The organism is Undibacterium sp. Ji83W, assembly GCF_049340385.1.
Lineage (GTDB): Bacteria > Pseudomonadota > Gammaproteobacteria > Burkholderiales > Burkholderiaceae_D > Undibacterium.
Genome location: NZ_JBMPOZ010000002.1, coordinates 1 through 19,750 on the forward strand (window position 1 = coordinate 1; position 19,750 = coordinate 19,750).

The following is a 19,750-nucleotide window of genomic DNA, read 5'->3' on the forward strand; positions in this document are numbered from 1 at the left end:
CACGCGTTGTAACAGACACGATCAACCTGGGTACAGGTAACGATACACTGGTTACTTACGGTGCGATCAACCTGGCTGGTGCACAATTGTCTGGTATTGAAAACATCACAGCGAACTCCGCTGTTGTAATCACTGCTTCCCAATACGCTGCTCTGGTTGCTGCCCGTGCTGCTCTGTCCCTGAGCACACCAGTGATCACATTCACAGGCAATGTTCCACATCAACTGACTATCGTTGATGACATCGCTGGCGCAAACAACATCGATCTGTCCTTGATCTCTGTTACTAGCGGCACATTGGTGATCGACACAACGTCTTCTTCCAATGCAACTGGTGGTGGCGTGAACAACACGACAACATCCAATGCAGTGACAGTATCTGGCGGCGCAACAGTAACAACAGGTGTTGTTGGTACATCCCCAATCAACGGTGGCGGTTCTGCTTTGTCTCCAACAGCATTCACTGCTGGCGGTACATTCACTAGCGCAGTAGGTGTGAACGACAACTTCACAGGTACAGTTGCTAACCTGAGCGGTACTACTATCAATGGTAATGTTGGCGATCAAGACACTATCAGCCTGACTGGTAACTCTACTGTTGTTATTAATAACGGTACAACTGGCGGTATTATCAGCAACATCAAGTCTTTGATCACTGATAACACTGGTGGCAGCGTCAGCTTCTTTAACGCTACTTCTGGTATCACTACAGTTACTGGCGGTACAGGTGTTGATAACGTTGATCTGACAGGTGCTGGTACTTCCTTCCTGGCTGGTAACGTCAATCTGGGTGCTGGTGCTGGTCAAACATTGACACTGGGCGCATTGGCTTACACTGGTACATTCAGTGCAGGTGCTGGTGTTACTGATACTCTGGCATTGGCAGCTGGTGCTAGTATCGCTGGTGCAAATATCTCTGGCTTTGAAAACCTGACATTGGCAGCAACTGGTAACTACACTCTGACAGCTGCGCAATACAACAGCTTCACAGGTACTATCTCTGCAGGCAATACAGAAACACTGACATTCACTACAGCCGGCACTATCGTTGCTAACGCAGCGATCGAACGTTTCGTATTGGCTAACGGTACTAACACATTCACTGCTGGTACTAACACAGTGAGCGTTGTTGGTGGCACAGGTAACGATACATTCAGCTACACAGCAACACAAATCGCCGGCGCAACAACGCTGGACGGCGGCTTGGGTATAGATACACTGAACATCGGTGCTATCGGTGCTAACTTGAATATCTCTGCTCTGGTAACTGGTGTTGAAACAGTGCAAGTTACTGGCTCTGCAGCAACTGGCTACACTTTCACTAACGAAAACGGTGCTGGTGTAACTCTGAACTACGCTAAAGGCGCAACAGGCGACGTAGTTGTTCTGGGTACAGGCGGCCAAACAGTTAATCTGTTGGGTACAGCTGCTACAGCAGTAACAGTAACAGGCGGCACAGGTGTTGATACAATCAACCTGTCTGCAACTGCAACTGGTGCTGAAACAGTAACTTCTGGTTCTACTATCGGTGCAATCGATACAGTAGCAAACTTCAAAGTTGCTGGCGCTGACGTGTTCAAAACTGGCACAGCAGCAACAACATTGAACTTGTTGTCTATCGCAACTGCTGATGTATCTACTCTGGCAGCAGCAATCGCTACAGCAGCAACTGCAGCTGGCGCGGCTCTGGCAGCTAATACTCAGGCTTACGTTATCACTGTAGCCGCAGGTACAGCAGCTGGTACTTATGCTTTCCAAAACATCGGTGGCACTGTAGGTACTGTTGATGCAACTGACTTTATCGTTAAAATCACTGGCGCAGGTTCCATCGTCGCTGGCGACTTCATCGCTTAATTCAGTAAGCTATGCAGGAAAATGGGTAGCTTGCTACCCATGCAACAGGGAGAGAACATCCTCCCTGCTGTGTAAAAATAAAAAACCCACCTCTGTAAAGCGGTGGGTTTTTTTACATTTCGTTGTTTTTAATTTGTTATAACAACTCACTAGTGTCCCAACGTTTCTCATAGGAGAGACATCTGTTTTGGTTGATTTTCGTCACCTGAATTTTTCGATGACGGCGTAAGTAATTGATTTATTGGTGTTGTTTCAAACATGGTGAGACTGAGGATTTGTAGGATTTCGTAAAGACTGTAAGGCAAATGCAGACGTTTTTTGACGATAGCGATGAGTACATAAGTACAGACCGCGATCCATATTTGCGTCTTCACGGCATTCTCGCTGGTTCCCAGAAAGGTCTTGATACGCAAATGTTGCTTGATCCACTTGAAAAACAATTCGACCTGCCAGCGCTGCTTGTAAAGTGCCGCAATCATCTCTGGTTTGAGAGCGAAATTGTTGGTCAAAAAGATGACGCGTTCCCCAGCGTCGCCCTTGACGACGACACGACGCAAAGTCGCCGGGTAATGCTTGCTTGTGTAGAACAGTGGAAGCACACCAGTTTGATCGCAGATAACGTTGCTCGTCGCCCGATCGACCGGATGCGAGTACCGACGCTTGAACTTGGTATTGCTTTTTGCTTTGGTGACAAAGAAGGCGCCCGTCGAATGCAAGTTGTACAGCCGGGCGAAGTCCAGATAACCGCGATCCATCAGGTAATAAGCTCCTGGCTCGATGACCAGATCGTCGAGAATATTGACCTCGTGGGTCTTGCCGTCGGTGATGTGAATGAAACTGGGAATAGAGCCGCGCAGGTCCAGCAAGGTATGCAATTTGATGGCAGCCTTGGCGGACCGGAAAGGTGCCCACGGATAAACCGACAAACACAGATCGATAGTAGTGGCATCGAACGCATAGACCGTTGCATCGAGGTCCACGCCAAATGGTTCGCTGACGTACAACGGGCGTGCTATCGCAATCAGGTGCTGCGCCAGATCGGCATAGATTTGCCAGGGGCGCGTGGCATTTGCACTGGCCAGCGTATTGCGGGAAATCGTCGCACAACGAAATCCCATGTGATACAGCCGATGGGCTTGGGCGCGCAGATTGACTTCGATATCGCGCAACGACTCCCGATAGGTCAACTGCGCAAAGGCCATGGCGAAGAATTGATCCAGACAGGAAAAATCCTTGACCTTGTGATCGCCCCTGTGGGCTGCTACACATCGTCGAAAGGTGGTCAGTGGCAAATACGTCATGACCTGCGAGAAAACGAGTTTGCCCTGATGCATAGGAGCCTTTGGCGGATATCCGCAAAAAGCTCCAATTCTGCGCCTCGACGTTCAAATCGAGACCAGATAAAAACATCATTTTATGCAAACAAATCATTGACTTACGAGCCTCTGACGTGAAAACGTTGGGACACTAGTGATAACAACTATGTTTGAAAGAAGATGTGAAAACTACTATCTAAATTGTTCAGCCGAAGGCGGCGCAGAAAAGTGTGTATTCCAGATCCGTCTGAATTGCCTTGCTGAGCCGAAACCCGATGCCTCAGCAATTCGTTCTATGGACCAATCAGTATTCGCCAGAAATTTTGTCGCCAGCGATAAGCGAAGTGATGTCAAGTAGGCTTGTATTGAAACTTCAGCGTGTAACTTGAACAACCTGGTGACATGTCGCGTGCTGCTACAGGCAATATTCGCCAGTTCAGTCAGGTTCCAGGGGTGAGCCGGATCTTTGACCATGGCATCCTGTATCTTATGAACGACGGGGTGCAAGTGATTACGGTATTTCAGCCAGGGGGATAATTGCGGGTCATTGCCCGAGCGACGCATGTACACCACAAGGTTACGGGCCACCGCACTCGCTGCCAAAGGGCTGGTGAGTTCGCTGACCAGGTGCAGTGCCAGGTCTATGCCCGCAGTGACACCAGCACTTGTGCTGATGCGCCCATCTTCAACGAAAATGCGGTTTTCTTCTATTTTGATAGAACTGTCTATTTCAGCTAGTTCGCAATAGTGATTATGATGTGTAGTTGCCTTGTGCCCACTTAATAAACCAGCGTGAGCCGCTAACAGGGCACCTGAACAAATGCATACCACCCGATGCTTGGTGTGCACATGTTGTGACAACCATTTGATGGCAATTTGCGCATCTGGCAATGTGTAAACTTCATTGCCACCGATCAGACCTGGCAAGATCAGGATGCTATCTTCAGCAAGCTGTGCAGGCAAGGGCTGCAATGGCCCTAACTGCAAACCGACAGAAGAGTTGACGCTCTCCTGAGGACTGATAAAGCATATTTCAAAACGCACTTCATCCTGATAGCGATTAGCGAATAAAAGCGCATCTGCTGGCCCTGCTATATCCAGTAGCAGGGTGTCTGGCAACAATAGAAAGTAAACTGATTGTATTCGGGGCATGATCAATTACGGGGCATAGTCAATCAGGCGAATATATTGCGTAAATTGTGAGCCAGTTTTGATCCGAACACATTAATGAACAAGCCAGTCATGACTGTCGCAGCACCCAATAACTGGGTTTGACTCAGTGCCTCATCAAGTATCAGCCATGCTGCTGTCAGGCCAACTACTGGCACCATCAATGTCAATGGCGCTACCAGGTGGGTAGGTAAGCTGGCCAGCAATTTGCCCCATAAGGTATAACCGATCAGCGTTGCCGCAACTGCCAGGTAAACGATAGTCAGGCCAGACGACAAACTCATATTGCTCAGACTATGCAAAATAACATCGCCACCTTCAAAAAGGTAGGAGAGCAAAAAAAACGGCAGTATAGGTACCAAAGCACTCCAGGACACCAGGCTCAACACATTTGTCACACCTATCTTTTTATTGATGACATTACCACTCGCCCATGAAAATGCAGCGCATAAAGTGAGTGCAAAGCCAGCCAAAGTCACTTGACTGGCTGAGCTGGCAATACTTGCGCTGCCCAGCAGTATGAGACCTGCGCTAGCCACCAGCATGCCAAGTAAATTGCTGGGCCGTAGCTTGTCGCCAAACACCATGGCTGACAAGCCCACGGTAAAGAAAGCCTGTGCCTGCAAAACCAGCGACGCCAAACCGGCAGGCATACCAACCGCCATCGCTGAAAACAGGAAGGCAAATTGTCCAAGGCTGATGAACATGGCATACGCCAACAATAATTTGAAAGGCACTTTGGGGCGTGGCAAAAAGAAAATCGCCGGGAATGCCACCAACATAAAGCGCAATGCACCCATCAGGAAGGGGGGTATGCCTTTCAAGCCTATTTTGATCACCACAAAATTCATCCCCCACAGCAGAATGACTATGGCAGCGATCAGAATATGGCGCGTGCTAAGGACAGATTTGGACATAGGCTACCAGCATAAAGATTAATTCGTTTTTGCATGTACGCGTTTGGTCGACGCAGGATTGTTAAGCAGTTTATTTGACGGCCTGATTGGTCTGGGAACGAAATTCCCGCCACAATTCGGACACACGCCTTGCAACGGGCCATCAACACAATCGCTACAGAATGTGCACTCAAAAGTGCAGATGCGGGCCTTGACAGAATCTGCTGGCAAATCACAGTCACAGCGCTCGCAATTCGGTCTGAGTTCAAGCATGATACATTTCCTTTCTGTTGTGGGTGAATATCAAGCAGAATATCAGTTTGAATATTACATGCCAGCATAAATCGCGACCTATGTCGGTCAGATCAGGACATGTGCCCAAGTCTAAATCATAAAGCTTTATGTCTCTCAATTTTACTTATCAACAACTGATCAATATTGCTACGCGCAAAGAGCATGCACTGAGTCGTCAATTGGCAAAACAGGAAAAGCTGCCGCCCGAACAAGCGCTTTTCAACTTGCTGGAACGAGCAGCGCAGAACGCTGGCCTGCAGGATATCGCAGAGCTGGCACGACAGCGCGATGCTGCAAAAATGGCCAGTGCTGCTCAAAAACTGGCAAAGAAAGCTGCAAAGCAGGATGAAAGAAAAATTCAGCAATTTGCCATAATGCCCTTAAATACCTGGCTGGCCTGGTTCGATGGTTCAGCTGTGCCTAACCCCGGAAAATGTCAGATTGCCTGCATACTCAAGGCCCCGGATGGCCAAAGTTTTGAATACATAGAGCATATGGAATATGGTGACAGCTGTGATGCAGAGTACAGCGGTTTGATACTGGTATTGCAGCAGGCACGCCAGCATCAGATAGTGAACTTGCTTGTACACGGCGACAGCCAGGTAATCATTGATGACTTTAATCAAATCAAGGTCAGTGGCTTGTTACGTATGCAGCAATATCGCCAGCAAGCACAGCAATTGTCCTCAGTTTTTGAGCAACTCCAGGTTCGCTGGATTCCACGTCACAAAAATCACATGGCTGATACGCTTACTCAAATCCGTTCAAAAGAGAGCAAATGAAATCGGCTCTTGGTCAGATCGGATCGGATTCGGTCAGATCAAGACTTGATTTTCAAAGCCTGAGCTAACAGGTTCAACATCGCAGGCCGTGAATGTAGCGTTTTCCTGAGTAAAACCAATTCGCGTGCATAAGCGGGATTGGAGATGCTGGTTAAGGCACAATGTCTTGTCAGTTTCTCCAGACCTGACCAATGCGGTATCAAACTGATGCCGACATCATCTGCCACTAACATAGCGATTGTTTCGAGTGCATCAAGGTCGCACATTGCTTGCAGTTTCAAACCCTGGTCTTTAAGGTATTTTTCAGCGTAACGCCCGCCCCATGCCGTTGGATCATAACGCAGATACGGTTTTGATTGCAGCGTAGATTGAATATCAGCCTGTGGCGCATGCCTGGAAAGTAAAATCAGGTTCTCCGTCTTGATGCGGTATGCCGTCAGACTTTTGGGTAGTTCAAATGCAGGTGCAACCAGTATCGCTGCATCTATTTCTTCATCCAGTACAGCCTGATATAAGGAACGGGATGTACCTGGCACGATACCCGGCTTCAGATGTGGAGCATGCCTGGTCAAATGGCGCAATACAGCAGGCAACATACCTGTCATTGCGGTAGAAATGGCACCGATCTTTATGGTGCCGGTTAAGCCATCTGTGTCTGCGTCTCCAGCCAATAAGCCAATTTCACGCACTATATTGCGCGCCCGTGGCAGCAAATACAGGCATGCTTCGGTCGGTCTTGCTGCATGGCCTTGCCTCAATAATAAGGGAAAACCTAACTCCCTTTCCAAAGCCTGAATTCTTTGGCTGATAGCTGCTGCGGTCAGGTTTTCGACCCTTGCCGCTTCGGCGATGGAACCATGTTCTATCGTAGCAATCAGGCTTTGCAAATATCGGCTATCCATAAAAAATTCTTTCGAATTCAATAAAAATAATATGCTATCTCTTTCGAATAAATGGCGCTAGCATTTCATTCTTGCTCAATAATCATGCGAGCAACGATAATTCAACAAGGAGTTAAGTGCATGAAAGCTTTATTTCACCTTGCCTATCACGTACACGACCTGGATCAGGCCAGGCAATTTTATGCAGGCATGCTGGGTTGCAGCGAAGGGCGTAGTACCGCCACCTGGGTAGACTTTGATTTCTTTGGACATCAGATTTCCCTGCATCTGGGTACGCCATTTGCAACGACTAACACAGGCAGGGTAGGGGATCATATGGTGCCCATGCCCCATTTAGGCGTGATCTTGACGATGCTTGATTGGCAGAATCTGGCTGAGCATTTACGCAGTCATGGCCTGACATTTGTGATGGAACCAGCGATACGCTTTGCTGGTCAGTCAGGTGAGCAAGCGACCATGTTTTTTCTTGATCCCTCAGGCAATCCGATAGAAATCAAAGGTTTCAATAATCTTGAAAGTGTTTACGAAAAATGAGATCAAATGTAATTCCATTCCTGGCTGCGCCTGGTTACGCCCATATTCAGGCCTGGGTAGAAGCGCTGCAAAAAGCCATGCCTGATGAGCAGATTCTCGCTTTTGATGCCATGAGTGATGAGGATAAGGCTACTTGTAAAGTCGCCATTGTCGCCAATCCCAATCCAGATCAGCTAAAGCAATTGCCGCAACTGCAGTGGGTGCATAGTGTATGGGCCGGGGTGGAGCGTCTGGTCGCAGACCTGGGTGATACGGAATTAAAAATAGTACGCCTGATTGATCCGCAACTTGCCAGCACCATGGCAGAAGCGGTCTTGACATGGGTGCTTTACCTGCATCGTGAAATACCTGCTTATGCCAGGCAGCAGGCGCAAGAACTATGGCAGCCACGCACTTATACGCGGGCCCAACAAAGGACGGTAAGTCTGCTTGGTTTGGGTGCCTTGGGGGAAGCAGCCGCCCAAAGTTTGTTGAGGGCAGGGTTTAAGGTTTGTGGCTGGAGCCGTAGTGAGAAATCTGTTACTGGCATTGAATGTTTTGCTGGCGAGAGTCAATTGCCTGCCATGCTGGCGAAAACCAATATCCTGGTTTGTCTATTGCCCTTGACACCTGATACTACGGGGCTGATCAATGCCGGAGTGCTGGCACAATTGCCGCAGGGCGCATCTGTGATTAATTTTGCCCGAGGTGCCGTCATCAACGATGAAGATTTGCATGCAGCCCTTGATAATGAACACATTTCTCATGCAGTTCTTGATGTATTTGAAACTGAACCGCTGCCAGTGTCAGAATGGCATTGGCAACATCCATGTGTATCGGTATTGCCACATTGTGCTGCACCGACAGATAGAGCAACTGCCTCGTTGATCGTTGCAGAAAATATACGGCATTATCGAAATACTGGCGAGTTACCGCAGACCGTAGATATTGTCAGAGGTTACTGATGTGCCACAGTTATTTCCTCTGCAAGGCTTCGTTTGCTTCCCATGAGAACGCGGAAGGCGCAATATTATGAGGCGAGCCCTTTTCTTATGTAATGGGAGGAGGGGAAATTGCCTGTTAATTGGCACAGTAGTTTGCCAAGACTGTTCTGGACAGTCTTACTGTCCAACAATATACTGATTTTTCATATGAGTTCCTGATGTTATTCGTGTCTCATACGGCTTAGTTCAAGGAAACTGACTACCTTCTCAATGCCTTAATTTCATATTCAGACTTACAGTTTCGACGTTCTCAAAAATAAATTTTATTTCTTAAGGAGACGCACCATGAAGAAACTTTTCTCACTGATCTTGTTTGCATTTTTATCCTTGGCGCTACAAGGTTTTACACATGCGGCCGAAAATAGCAGCAGCGATCAGGCCAAGGCGATGGTTAAAAAAGCGATTACCTATTACAAGGCAAATGGTAAAGACAAGACCTTTGAGGCCGTGAACGACACTGCAGGCCCTTTCAATGAGCGCGATCTGTATGTTGTGGCATATGATCTGACAGGCACCGTTGTTGCACATGGGGCCAACAAGAAACTGATAGGCAAGAACATCATTGACCTAAAAGATTCTGATGGTGTAATGATCATGAAAGAACAATTATTGGCAGCGAAGGGTAAGAACGCCGGTTGGGTTAATTATAAGTGGCCGCATCCCTTGACCAAGGAAATGACGCAAAAATCCATGTATAACGAAATCGTTGATGACGTTATGTTTGCCAGTGGCGTTTATAAATAGCACGCTGGAGATTTATCCAAAATAAGGAAATATGCGTCTATTTTGCGGTTACAGGCGGGAGTGCTAAACACTCCCGTCATATTTATTTCATCTGATCATTTCATTTGATTATTTCGTTTGATCGTCAGGTAGTTTAAAACCCAAGCAAACCTTTTAACACATCCGTAGCCTTGACCTTGGGTTCTTCTTTTTGCTCAGGTTTTTGTTGTTGCTCTGCTTGTGATGAATTATTGGATCTGCGTCCGCCCATATCACCCATGCCGCCGAGTATGGAGCTATAAGTCGACTTCATGCGCAGCTTGGTTTGCCAGTCTGGTTCCCAAGCGATTTTGGGATCGCTGGGGCGAGGCGGGTAGGCAAAATAAGCATCTGAACCATAGGCGATCATGCGCAGCATGCCAGCGCCTTGTTCACCAAAAATGCCCTTGGGGACATCGCATTTGGTCGTGTTAGCAGGCAGGATGACTTTTTCATTGAGCCATTTGTCGACGTCTGCATTGGCTTGATAATCTACCAGGCCAAAACCAAAGTCTGGCAATTCGCTGGATGTCCAGACCACGACTTCGGGGTTGTCGCCACCGCCAGGCTGGCCACCCATGACGCTGATGAAATAACCACGTGCATTTGGCACTGGTTTCCATTCCAGGCCAACGCCGCCAGCCTTCTTGGTTTGTGCCAGTTCAATTGCTGCCATTAAATCATTGTTTGAAGCAAGATTGAGTTTGAAACTTTCAGGCATGCCATTACCTACAAACTGATGTTGACCAACCAGTGAAGCCGTGTCCGGCACTTTCCTGTCATCATTCTTGTTTGGCCATGCCGGGTTTCCTGGCTGTGAACGCGCACCCTTGGTGACCTTGCCGCGCATGGTGAAGAATTTTGCATAATCTTCTGGGGATGCTTTGGCGGCATCCAGTGTGCGCGGCTGTCCCGGTCTTACTGTCTCACCACAACCCCAGTAAATCGAGATTTTACCCTTTGGTTTTTCATAATTGGGCTCTGATGGTGTTTCTTCAGAGGGAGTGTATTGCACGGGTTTTTCTGGAGCAGGCGCTACTAGCTTCAGGCTGTCACCCAGGTTCATGCCAGTGGGTATCATTTGATTGGCATCTGTCAGCGAGGTATTCTTGTTTGTGAAAACTGATACATCCATGAATCTACCACTGGCAAAACCCATGGAATGGGTATTGCCGAATACATTCCCCCGGTCATTATTACCCGTCCCGCCGCGAGCCATACCTCCCAATGCACCAAAAAATCCACCAGATTGTGCACCCTGCATGGCACCGCCCATCATGCCACCAGGCATGTCACTGGCATTGGTCGCCAGATCGATATACGCAAAAGCAATTGGCGCCTTAACTGCTTGTGTTCCAGTTTTTGTAGTGGAGGCTTTGCCTTGGGTACTGGCAGTGGGTTTGGTTTGTGATGTTGCGATCAGAGGGGTGGCTAATAAACTGCAAGTTATGAGTGCTGTCTTTTGAAGAGCTTTGCTGCATTTCGTTGTCATAAAAATCTTCATGGAATAACTCCTGTTATCTATCAGTTGCTGAAAGAGAAAAAACCAGAAAAATTTTGACAATGAGGATGTTCTGGCTAAGGTCCTTGAAAGGAGCTTATCTTAGCGCAAAATAATCGCAAAAATAGAAGTTTGACTTAAACTTTTGATTCAAGAATTTATTTTCCTTGCAGTTTGGTGATCAATATTTATTTTTCGTGTAGATGTACTTAACAAAAGCCCAAAAAAAGACGTAGCACTTGTTTGCAAGTGCTACGTCAGTAATGAAAGAAACAAATTGAACTTACCTGCGATGACCAATTACTTTTGGTTCACAATTGTTGAAAGCAGAGGTTCAAGAGCGTTCGCCCATATTTCATAGCCTTCAACAGATAAATGCAACTTGTCTTTACTCATGCCTTTCCAGTTATCACCTACAGGTGGAAGTTGTGCTGCGAGATCGAGATAGTAGATGTTTTTCTGGTCGCTCAGCGGGGTCAGTAATGTATTGGTTGTTGCCATTTTTTCTGTCGCACGGGCATTAGGTAAAATACTTAACAAAACAATTTTAATTCCAGAGAACTTCTTTTGAGTTGCCGCGATAACGGCCTTTACACCATCAGCAATTTCTTCTGGCGTATCTTGTACATTATTTGTGCCAATCAGGATGATAGCGACTTGGGGCGCAAAGGCAGAAAGATCGATATTTTCAAGGCGCCAGAGTGTATGTTGGGTTCTGTCCGAACCTAGTCCAAAGTCGATAGCGCGTTCTTCAAAATGTTTTTTCCAAACGGGGGAACCAACTCCCCAGCGCCATTGCTCTGTAATAGAGTCCCCGATGAAAATCAGGTCGGCCGGGCGATTCTTTCTGAGCGTTATATAGTCATTGAAGTAGACTTGATAAGCCAATTTTGGACTGTAATTCTGATCGCTTGCAATGGTAGTTGGCTGCTTGACCGGCAGCGAACTCACTTGCGCATTACAAAGGGATGTGAACAGAAGAGCAGATAAAAGTAAGCGTTTCATGAGGTACTCATTGGTGAGGGTAGTTCGTCAAAAAAATTCACTCTGGCAGTGGAGATATGAGGCCAGCTTTGAGTGAAAGATAATTGTTCAAGCCACTTGCTGATAAACCCTTGATGCCAGCAACGACGGATTCTGCATTGATCCTCGCACCAGCAATGTTGGTATGGGTGCGTTGATCGCTAAATAAGGTGTCGACTTTTTCCTTGCCCAAAACATCATAGGTTTTACCAGTAATGGCGGTGACATCAATCAAGGCTACCTGCGTTTCGTTCGCTACTGTGCTTGCCAGTTTGCGATGTTCGGCAAAATCATTGACCCAGTCCTTGTGAGGCACTGGCGTGGCGATGATGATGGAAATACCTTTTGCTCTGGCATCGTGTATGTATTTCTTTAAATACCAACCGTAGCTATGGACGATTTCAATACTGCCATCTGGTTTGTTGATGATTTCGGTATCTTCACCTGTACTGCGCAAGGAACCCCGGAATTTACCTCGGGCATCCACAGGACCAACATCATTATGACCAAACTGCACCAGCAAAAAATCACCGGCTTTCATTTCCCCCAATACCTTCTCCCAGCGACCTTCCTGGATATAGGTGCGACTACTGCGGCCACCTATGGCGCGATTGATGACATTGATCTTGCTGAGGTCAAAGTAGGGCGCAATTTCATCAGCCCAACCACGCATGGGGGCGTCGCTACGGGCGGTAGAGTCACCGACGATAAAGAAAGAGGGCAGTTTGGGATCAATCGCTTGCTTGACCACCTGCTTACTTTCGTCTACGACTGGCCTGTCATCTTCTTTGGTCGTCTGTGCTGAGGCTATGCCGGTAACCGCCAGGAGGAGCCCGATTTGTATGGCCTTGCACCAGAAGGGAGTAATTGCGCTGTATATAATCATGAAAAATCCTGTAAGCGGTGTAATGACAATCATTAGTCAAACTGATTATAAGACGCGCATCAATGAGAACTCAACTACCATCCGGCTTCTTTATGCTGACGATATTGGGGCTGGCTGGTATGAAAAACCTGTCAGGCGCATCCGGCTTGGCTGGATCGAAGCGCTCTGATTGAGTGAGGATAGATTTTGCCAGAGGTAATTTGGCCTGACGCACGCCTTCAACTACGCACCTTGCCAGTTCATAAGCGCCATAGGCGTTGTGATGCGTACCGTCGCCGGGTTTAAATGCCAGCAACGATTTCTCTGGCCCCAGCGCTTCATAAAAGACCTTGCTCATGACGTGCAGATCAATCAGGGGCAAGCCTTCTTCTTTTGCCACTTCACGTACGGCATCTGGATAGCCCTTGTGTGAATTGGTGATAGTCCCGCCTTCAAACGTCCGGCGTTGCACCTGCGTGACCAGAATCACTTGCACATGCTTTTCAGCCAGTGCCGCTGTATAAATCTTCAGATTGTTTTTGTAGGTGGCTACATCTACCGCCTTCATGTCATTGTGCCCAAATTGTATGAACACGTAGTCGTAAGGCTTGACCAGGCTGAGTACTTTATCCAGCCGGCGTGCTGACCTGGAAGAGGCCAGCGATTCTCCAGATTGCGCATAATTGGCAACACTGACATCGGATGAAAAAAAGCGCGGCAACATCTGACCCCAACTGGCATACGGCTCGCCAGGCTGATCTGTGACGGTAGAGTCTCCCAGCAAATAAAGAGTAGGGATGTTGTCGACACGTTCTATCTCGATTGCTTCAAGGCTGGGGTGTGCGCCGTTGAATTCCAGCGTCAGTTTCTCATCCCAGGTAAATTGTTCTTCAGCTGTTTCGCGCGGCTTTAGTTTTACTTCACCACCACCGGAAATTGCCGGACGACGGACATTGACGACAAAGCTTCTCTCCGTCCGCTCACCTTTTTGAGTGCTCACTTTCTCCAGCATCAGACGGCGTGTCTCGGCTTTCACTGTGGTTTCAGAAGCATCATCAGCGTCGCCTAGTGTGACTTTGACGCGATAATTTCCTTCCGGTACCGCCACCGAGAACAGGAAGGGGCTGGTGCTGCTGATACCAGTGCTGGTGTTAAGGATTTGTGCACCGTTCTCAAAGCCATATCCAGTATCTGCCATATAGATAGTGCCGGGTTTTACAGCCTTGGACTTAGCTGCTGGCTTGGCGTTGAAATCAAATGAATATGTCTGCGCATACAGCATGCCGCTAAATGCAGCGCCGTTAAAAAAAATAAATGCGTTTAAAAGAGGCAGTATCTTCATAAGTGAATGTGGTAAATGAGTGCGTAGGAGCCAAATATGAGCAAACAAATTATCAAGGTATTTTAGGGTAGCCATGTAGCAAAATGCATCACCAGGAAAAACAATCAAGGCTATGATTAACAGTATGAAATGCAAACAGCCTGCTGATTGCTATCAGCAGGCTGTTTAAATGTGATGAAAGCTGCAATTCAGCTTGGTGGGCGGCGCATTTCAGGGCGATTATTGCCCGGTCCGCTTGGTGTGAAACCGCCAAACCGATACGACAGTCCAACATAAATCAGGCGACCATCATACCGTCGGATATTACGTTCTTTGAGCGCGTCAGTATCAACTATCGTTTCTGTTTTGTTGGAATTGAATATATCAGTGACATTCAATACCAGATTCAGATTCTGCGTAATATTGTGACGCAGGCTGAAATTCGCAGTTGAGTTGGGTTGGCGGTATCCTTCGCCTGACAGGGTTTTTCCTTGTGTGTTCAGACTCAATTGCAGATGATCCTGATCACTAAGCTGATAATTGAAACGTCCCCGTAAACTCAGTGAGGATGCCGAGCGCTTTATTTCCTGGCCAGATGTGGTCAGGATAGTTTGCTCTGTAAATAAAAGATTGCCGCTGGTGTTGATGGAAAACTTGGGCGTCACCTTGCCACTGAGCGTGAATTCTATACCGCTGGAATGATTGCCACCGCCATTGTCCAATGTCGTCAGTAATACTGTGTCAGTAATGAAGGTACGGCGATAAAGTATGCTGTCACTTTCTTTGCGATAGTATCCCCTGATATTCATGTCCAGCCCCATCGCTCTGGTTTCATAGGCGAGTTCAAAGGAGTCCGTCTGGGTAGGTTTTAATTTTGGGTTGCCGCTCGATACATTCAATTCATCGCGGTACACAACAAAAGGGTTCAGTTCATTCGCATTGGCGCGACGTATGCGATGGGCATAACTAAAACGTATGGTGGTGTCGTCGCTGGCTTTGTAGCTGACAAAGAAGCTGGGAATATAATTAATATAGTGATTGGTGGCTCCAATTTGTGCAGTCAATTGTTGAATATCAATATGCGTATATTCAGTCCTTAAACCCGCCAGCACGCCCCATTTTTCATTCAGGCGTAACTGGTACGAGCCATACAGGGCAATGTTTGCTTCATCCAGATTATAGTGATTGGTACGCGATGGGTTAATCGTCGCAATGCCACTGGCTGGATCAACATTAAAATATCCTGTATCAAAATCGCTTTTGTTATTGGCTATTTTATAGCCCATTTTCAAAATCCCTTGGTCGTCAGGACGCTCATAGTCACCAGTAAAATCGACGATCTTGATATTGTTGACGTTATTTTGCCTGCTGTGAATGTCGTTGAAGAAACCAGGATTAACCGCATACACATTTGAATAGTTATTTTCGCTGGCATTATCAGACCCGGATACACGTAGGTCCAGACGCATCAGTTCACCATTGATGTCGCCTTTGTGGTCATAGCGCCCACCCCAGCTATAGTTGGTACTTTCCCCATTGCGCAGAGTGGAGCGCACATAGTCACTATAAGGGCTATTATTTTGATCAATTGTGAGGTAATGATCGGTCGACTTTTGATCATTGCTGCGTCTGGCATAAGAAAAATTGGCGCCCAGGGTATCTTTGGTGCCGAGGTTGTAAGTGACTGTCGCATTGATGCCAGATGAATCATTCAGCCCTGCAGAATTGGATGACTGGGTGCTATGCTGGCTGATACCGGTGAATGCATCAGTGCGGTCGCGGACTGCTTCACCTACTGAATTCCGGCCATCGTGACGGAAGTTGATACCACCCTGTATGCCAAATGGACCTTCATGATAGCTGCCAGATAATGCAGTGTTAAAACGACCTGCTGAACCGGCATTGGCATTGATCACACCGAAGCCGCCAGGTTGACGATTGCGTCGCATCACCAGATTGATGATGGGACCGCCGCCACCTTCATTGCCGAATTGCGCTCCAGGGTTGTTAATGACTTCCACTGACTCTATATCATGCGAGGGCATCGCATTTAATGATGCTCCGCGGTTATCACCTTGCATCATGGCAGATGGTTTGCCATCGATCAAAATTTGTACTTTTGTACTGCCACGCAGGCTGACCGTGCCATCTGGATCAACCGATACTGATGGCACATTATTGAGTGCGTCTGCTGCCGTCCCATTGGTGCTGGCAACATCTGATTTAACGTCGTAAACCTGACGGTCTATGCGATTGCTAGGGCGTTCTGCCTGTACGGTAACGGATGGAATATCAGCATTGCTGGGAACGGCTTGTTCCGGTGTAGCGGGTTTGACTTCTGTCTTGCCGACAGTACCAGGCTTATCATCAACTTCTTCCGGTTTGCCGTCGCCGGTTTTTGCTGGCACTGTTGTAGATGCCTTTGTGGGAGTTGCTGGGGTAACCGGTGCGACAGGTGTGGCAGGTAAGACTGGTTTCACCGGGGGCTGGGCGTAAGCTGCGCGACCCATGCATAAGGCCTCAGTGATCAGCGCACCTAGTATCAGCTTGCGCGTGGTCTTGCCACCATGACTGACAAATTGCGTTACAGTTGCTGCGCATCTTTTTTTACGGTGTGTAGTCATGATTTAGGTTTAATTGAGCACCAATGAATGAAATTGCCAACACTATGACGTAAAAATGCTTGCGTGGTTCAACTTGCTTTGTATCAGTTTGTTGTCAGCAGACTCCCTTGTTTCATCCGTTTATTCAGCGTCGGTAGCATCCATTTTTTTCAGGTCCGCTATCGAAGGAATATACTCGCCGATCAGTGCCAGGTTTTGTATCGCAGCCAAGCCCCACTGTGCAGTGTCGTTGGTACTGATCCAGGGCACTTCATCGACCGGATTCAGGCTGTTGACGCCCTGTACGCGTGTGGTTTTCAGCAATGGGCCGGGTACGCCACGGTTGCCAAAAAACTCGTGCCAGGCGCGTTGTGCCAATGCAGGGTTTTTGTTTTTCCAGGCAACGTAGGCAGTGAGTCTGGAGTGGCCGTTACGCAAGGCATTGCCCGCACCGTGCGGCATGCCCAGTGCATTGATCTGCTCCTGTTTACCAGCATTGAAGAGTTCACAATACTGTAGCCATGCCTGCACAAACCTGGGTTCGTCAGTCAGGGTCACCAGTTCTGCAAAAATCTCTACTGCACCAAAGACCGCATTCAAATGGCTGGCCGATGCCCGGTTGCCAAAGACATTGATCAGGTGGCTGGTATCGGCATCATAAGCAAAACTGTTGCCATTGAAAAAGCCGTGGGGCATGCCGGCGATATCTCGCATGCCAGTCAATATCTTGTCACGGTACTTGATGTCACCGCTGCGTTCCCATTCGGTCAGCCAGTTACCGGCGAGTGAACCCCAGTCTGTGCCAAAACCGGCATGTGCCTTGATCTTGCTTATATCTTCTTTGGGTTTGAGCTTGCGCGCAGGATCCGTGCTTTCCAGTTTTTTGTCGGCATCTATCAGTGAATGCATGATGTCGCCTATGCGTTCATCTGCTGTCAGGTAATAATAAAAGCGGCGATAGATGGCAGCGCTGATGCGCAGCTGTTTTGCGCTACAGCCCCAGTGCTGTACATTATGGCGCGAACCCAGACCAGCAAACTGCCCCAGGTGATGGGTATCGACTTCGCTGGTATGCCTGACCATGGCTTCGGCAAAACGGAAGATGTCAGCCCGTCCGGTGCGCAGGAAAGAGTACCAAAGCCATAGATCAGGCGAGAGTTCGGAATTATCCCAGGCAAAACCGCCGACGTCATAACGCCATTCATGCCGGTCCAGATCATAAGTATGGCGGATGTCGCCATAATCCCAGAATCCATACCAGTGGCGCTGTTCAACCTGTTCCTTGTAAAAATTGAAGCGAAAATCGAGCTGATCTTCAAGCGCCGCTTTTACCGTATGCGAGCGATCTGGCAAGCTCCACAGTCCGCCGAACACGCCAGTCGCCAGGAAATGACTGGGCTTCGCTACCAGTTGAGGAGGTGTCTGTATGGCATCAGCAAACTGCACCAGCTTTTCCCTCGAAGGGGTGGCGCCACATACCCATAAGGTGATTTCGCTGCTGCGGGCCACACCCATGGGGCTGCCAAATCCTTTTTCATAATCTTCGTAGGTGATCTCCAGGCCTTCGCGTTCCTGATCATGGGTTTCCATACCCATGCCATCATGATAAAAGCGCAGGTCCATGGCCGGGGCATCCGGGGACCACATCCAGACGGTGACCTGGGCGGTGTCTGTATGCGCCTGCCGGATATCCAGTTGGGTAGGATGGCGCTGCCAGAAATCGCGCAAGCCAAAAGCAACGCCGCCACTGACGCCGCCTATATAACCGGTGCCGGGCGATCTGTGTCCCCAGGCTGCTTCCACCCAGCCATAACCGGACTTGGTACGTTTGCGTATCTTGAAACCATCTGCCGATTGTTGTGACAGGGTGTAATCACCCCATGCCGGTACCAGATGGATCAGGCGCTGTATCACTTCAGGAAACTGTGCCAGTGGCGGGCAGGCGAGCCCAGCCAGTTGGGCATTGCGTACTGCGGGGCCTGGGTCACGGCGCAGGCCGGTCATATTGCGCACACCTTCAGCCCACAAGCCGGCATTTTCACCGGCAAAGCGCACATGCCTGTCATATAGCGCATCACGCATGGCGACATCGAAGCGCAAGCCTATGCCACGCAAGAAATCGCGCTGCTCATCGCCGTCATAAACAAAGCTGTGCATGACGCGTATGGTATCTGCGCCAGCGTAGAAATACAGTCTGAGCACGAAAGGCAGCCAGGCCCGCTTGGCATCCTTGTGCATGCCTTCCACCTTCAGCACTGCACGTACCGGGCCTTGTTGCTCAAGACTGACCTGGCTGATATTGCTGATGTAATTGTGCTGGCGGGTAGTGCCGCTTTCGCCGTCCGGTTGGTCATCGGTGATGACTACCAGGTGGCCGTTGCGCATGACGTCTTTGCCATCACGCTGTACGCTGCGGATAAACTGTGCTCCATGAGTGGCAACATCGCACACCATCACGCCGGTATCTATCAGATACCCGTCTTTGCTTTGCCTGACACTGACGATGTTTTCAGATGGCAGGACGGTTTTTGCTACAGGCTTGATCTGCAATTCGGAACCAAGGCTGACGCCGGCGGCTACGGCATGTGCGGTCCACTTCAACGTACCATCGGGCCAGTATGCCAAAGGCCAGCTTTGGGTAGGCAGGTCTTTGCCATCCTGATTAATCAATTGAAATTGCTGGCTTTTGGTGATCTTGCCGCGTGGCCAGGGCACGCCTACTGTTGTGCCTGTCAATACTTGCGGAGTTTTGGCTTCCAGCCAGTTCAGGCGTATGAACTCGTCTGCTTTTACTGTGGCACCTGCGGTACCTGCATTCCCCACATCACCAGCAGACAGATTTTGCGCTTGCAGGGATGGTATTTGACTGGCAAGTGCACTAGCTGCAGTTGTTTTGATGAAGCTGCGACGCGTTAATTTAAACATTATTCATTACTTTGCATATC

The 19,750-nt window shown here is 48.5% G+C and carries 16 protein-coding genes; 5 read left to right on the forward strand and 11 right to left on the reverse strand.

The genetic code is table 11. From position 1 onward, the window contains the following. The coding region (locus tag ACO0LD_RS04290) for a beta strand repeat-containing protein (RefSeq protein WP_423004093.1) at window positions 1-1,853 on the forward strand (1,853 nt) is incomplete at its 5' end. 167 nt (window positions 1,854-2,020) lie between these two features. Here the strand turns inward: ACO0LD_RS04290 and ACO0LD_RS04295 are convergent. From ACO0LD_RS04295 to ACO0LD_RS04310, 4 genes are all read right to left on the reverse strand, one after another. Then, the gene (locus tag ACO0LD_RS04295) at window positions 2,021-3,187 is read right to left on the reverse strand and encodes an IS4 family transposase (RefSeq protein ID WP_423004095.1); all 1,167 of its coding nucleotides are present in this window, start codon (window positions 3,185-3,187) and stop codon (window positions 2,021-2,023) included. A 174-nt stretch (window positions 3,188-3,361) separates the two neighbouring features. Next, window positions 3,362-4,321: a GlxA family transcriptional regulator gene (locus tag ACO0LD_RS04300; protein WP_423004097.1), complete on the reverse strand. Its 960-nt coding sequence runs from the start codon at window positions 4,319-4,321 to the stop codon at window positions 3,362-3,364. Between the two features lie 23 nt (window positions 4,322-4,344). Further along, a complete protein-coding gene (locus tag ACO0LD_RS04305; RefSeq protein ID WP_423004099.1) occupies window positions 4,345-5,256 on the reverse strand; it encodes an EamA family transporter in 912 nt (303 codons plus the stop codon). Between the two features lie 18 nt (window positions 5,257-5,274). Then, entirely contained in the window at window positions 5,275-5,508 is a 234-nt protein-coding gene (locus ACO0LD_RS04310) for a DUF1272 domain-containing protein (protein ID WP_423004101.1), read from the reverse strand. Window positions 5,509-5,636: 128 nt separating this feature from the next. Between ACO0LD_RS04310 and ACO0LD_RS04315 the strand changes: the two genes are divergently transcribed. Next, window positions 5,637-6,311 carry a reverse transcriptase-like protein gene (locus ACO0LD_RS04315; RefSeq protein WP_423004103.1) on the forward strand — a complete coding sequence of 225 codons (675 nt, stop codon included), beginning with the start codon at window positions 5,637-5,639 and terminating at the stop codon, window positions 6,309-6,311. 38 nt (window positions 6,312-6,349) lie between these two features. Here the strand turns inward: ACO0LD_RS04315 and ACO0LD_RS04320 are convergent, their stop codons facing one another. After that, the gene (locus tag ACO0LD_RS04320; protein WP_423004105.1) at window positions 6,350-7,213 is read right to left on the reverse strand and encodes a LysR family transcriptional regulator; all 864 of its coding nucleotides are present in this window, start codon (window positions 7,211-7,213) and stop codon (window positions 6,350-6,352) included. Between the two features lie 120 nt (window positions 7,214-7,333). Between ACO0LD_RS04320 and ACO0LD_RS04325 the strand changes: the two genes are divergently transcribed. From ACO0LD_RS04325 to ACO0LD_RS04335, 3 genes are all read left to right on the forward strand, one after another. Further along, the gene (locus tag ACO0LD_RS04325) at window positions 7,334-7,747 is read left to right on the forward strand and encodes a VOC family protein (protein ID WP_423004107.1); all 414 of its coding nucleotides are present in this window, start codon (window positions 7,334-7,336) and stop codon (window positions 7,745-7,747) included. Then, entirely contained in the window at window positions 7,744-8,691 is a 948-nt protein-coding gene (locus tag ACO0LD_RS04330; RefSeq protein ID WP_423004109.1) for a 2-hydroxyacid dehydrogenase, read from the forward strand. The genes ACO0LD_RS04325 and ACO0LD_RS04330 overlap by 4 nt, the downstream gene beginning before the upstream one ends. 324 nt (window positions 8,692-9,015) lie before the next feature. Further along, window positions 9,016-9,474: a cache domain-containing protein gene (locus ACO0LD_RS04335; protein WP_423004111.1), complete on the forward strand. Its 459-nt coding sequence runs from the start codon at window positions 9,016-9,018 to the stop codon at window positions 9,472-9,474. A gap of 133 nt (window positions 9,475-9,607) precedes the next feature. Here the strand turns inward: ACO0LD_RS04335 and ACO0LD_RS04340 are convergent, their stop codons facing one another. The 6 genes from ACO0LD_RS04340 to ACO0LD_RS04365 all read right to left on the reverse strand — a co-directional run bounded on the left by ACO0LD_RS04340 (window position 9,608) and on the right by ACO0LD_RS04365 (window position 19,730). Continuing rightward, the gene (locus ACO0LD_RS04340; protein WP_423004113.1) at window positions 9,608-10,984 is read right to left on the reverse strand and encodes a hypothetical protein; all 1,377 of its coding nucleotides are present in this window, start codon (window positions 10,982-10,984) and stop codon (window positions 9,608-9,610) included. A gap of 309 nt (window positions 10,985-11,293) precedes the next feature. Then, a complete protein-coding gene (locus ACO0LD_RS04345; protein ID WP_423004115.1) occupies window positions 11,294-11,998 on the reverse strand; it encodes a GDSL-type esterase/lipase family protein in 705 nt (234 codons plus the stop codon). 37 nt (window positions 11,999-12,035) lie between these two features. Beyond that, a complete protein-coding gene (locus ACO0LD_RS04350) occupies window positions 12,036-12,902 on the reverse strand; it encodes a rhamnogalacturonan acetylesterase (protein WP_423004117.1) in 867 nt (288 codons plus the stop codon). A gap of 70 nt (window positions 12,903-12,972) precedes the next feature. Continuing rightward, window positions 12,973-14,223 carry a rhamnogalacturonan acetylesterase gene (locus ACO0LD_RS04355; RefSeq protein WP_423004119.1) on the reverse strand — a complete coding sequence of 417 codons (1,251 nt, stop codon included), beginning with the start codon at window positions 14,221-14,223 and terminating at the stop codon, window positions 12,973-12,975. A 188-nt stretch (window positions 14,224-14,411) separates the two neighbouring features. Continuing rightward, window positions 14,412-16,826 (reverse strand): TonB-dependent receptor domain-containing protein, encoded by a 2,415-nt coding sequence (locus ACO0LD_RS04360; RefSeq protein WP_423004121.1) that lies wholly within the window; start codon window positions 16,824-16,826, stop codon window positions 14,412-14,414. A gap of 120 nt (window positions 16,827-16,946) precedes the next feature. Beyond that, a complete protein-coding gene (locus ACO0LD_RS04365) occupies window positions 16,947-19,730 on the reverse strand; it encodes a Tat pathway signal sequence domain protein (RefSeq protein ID WP_423004123.1) in 2,784 nt (927 codons plus the stop codon). Window positions 19,731-19,750: the final 20 nt, after the last annotated feature.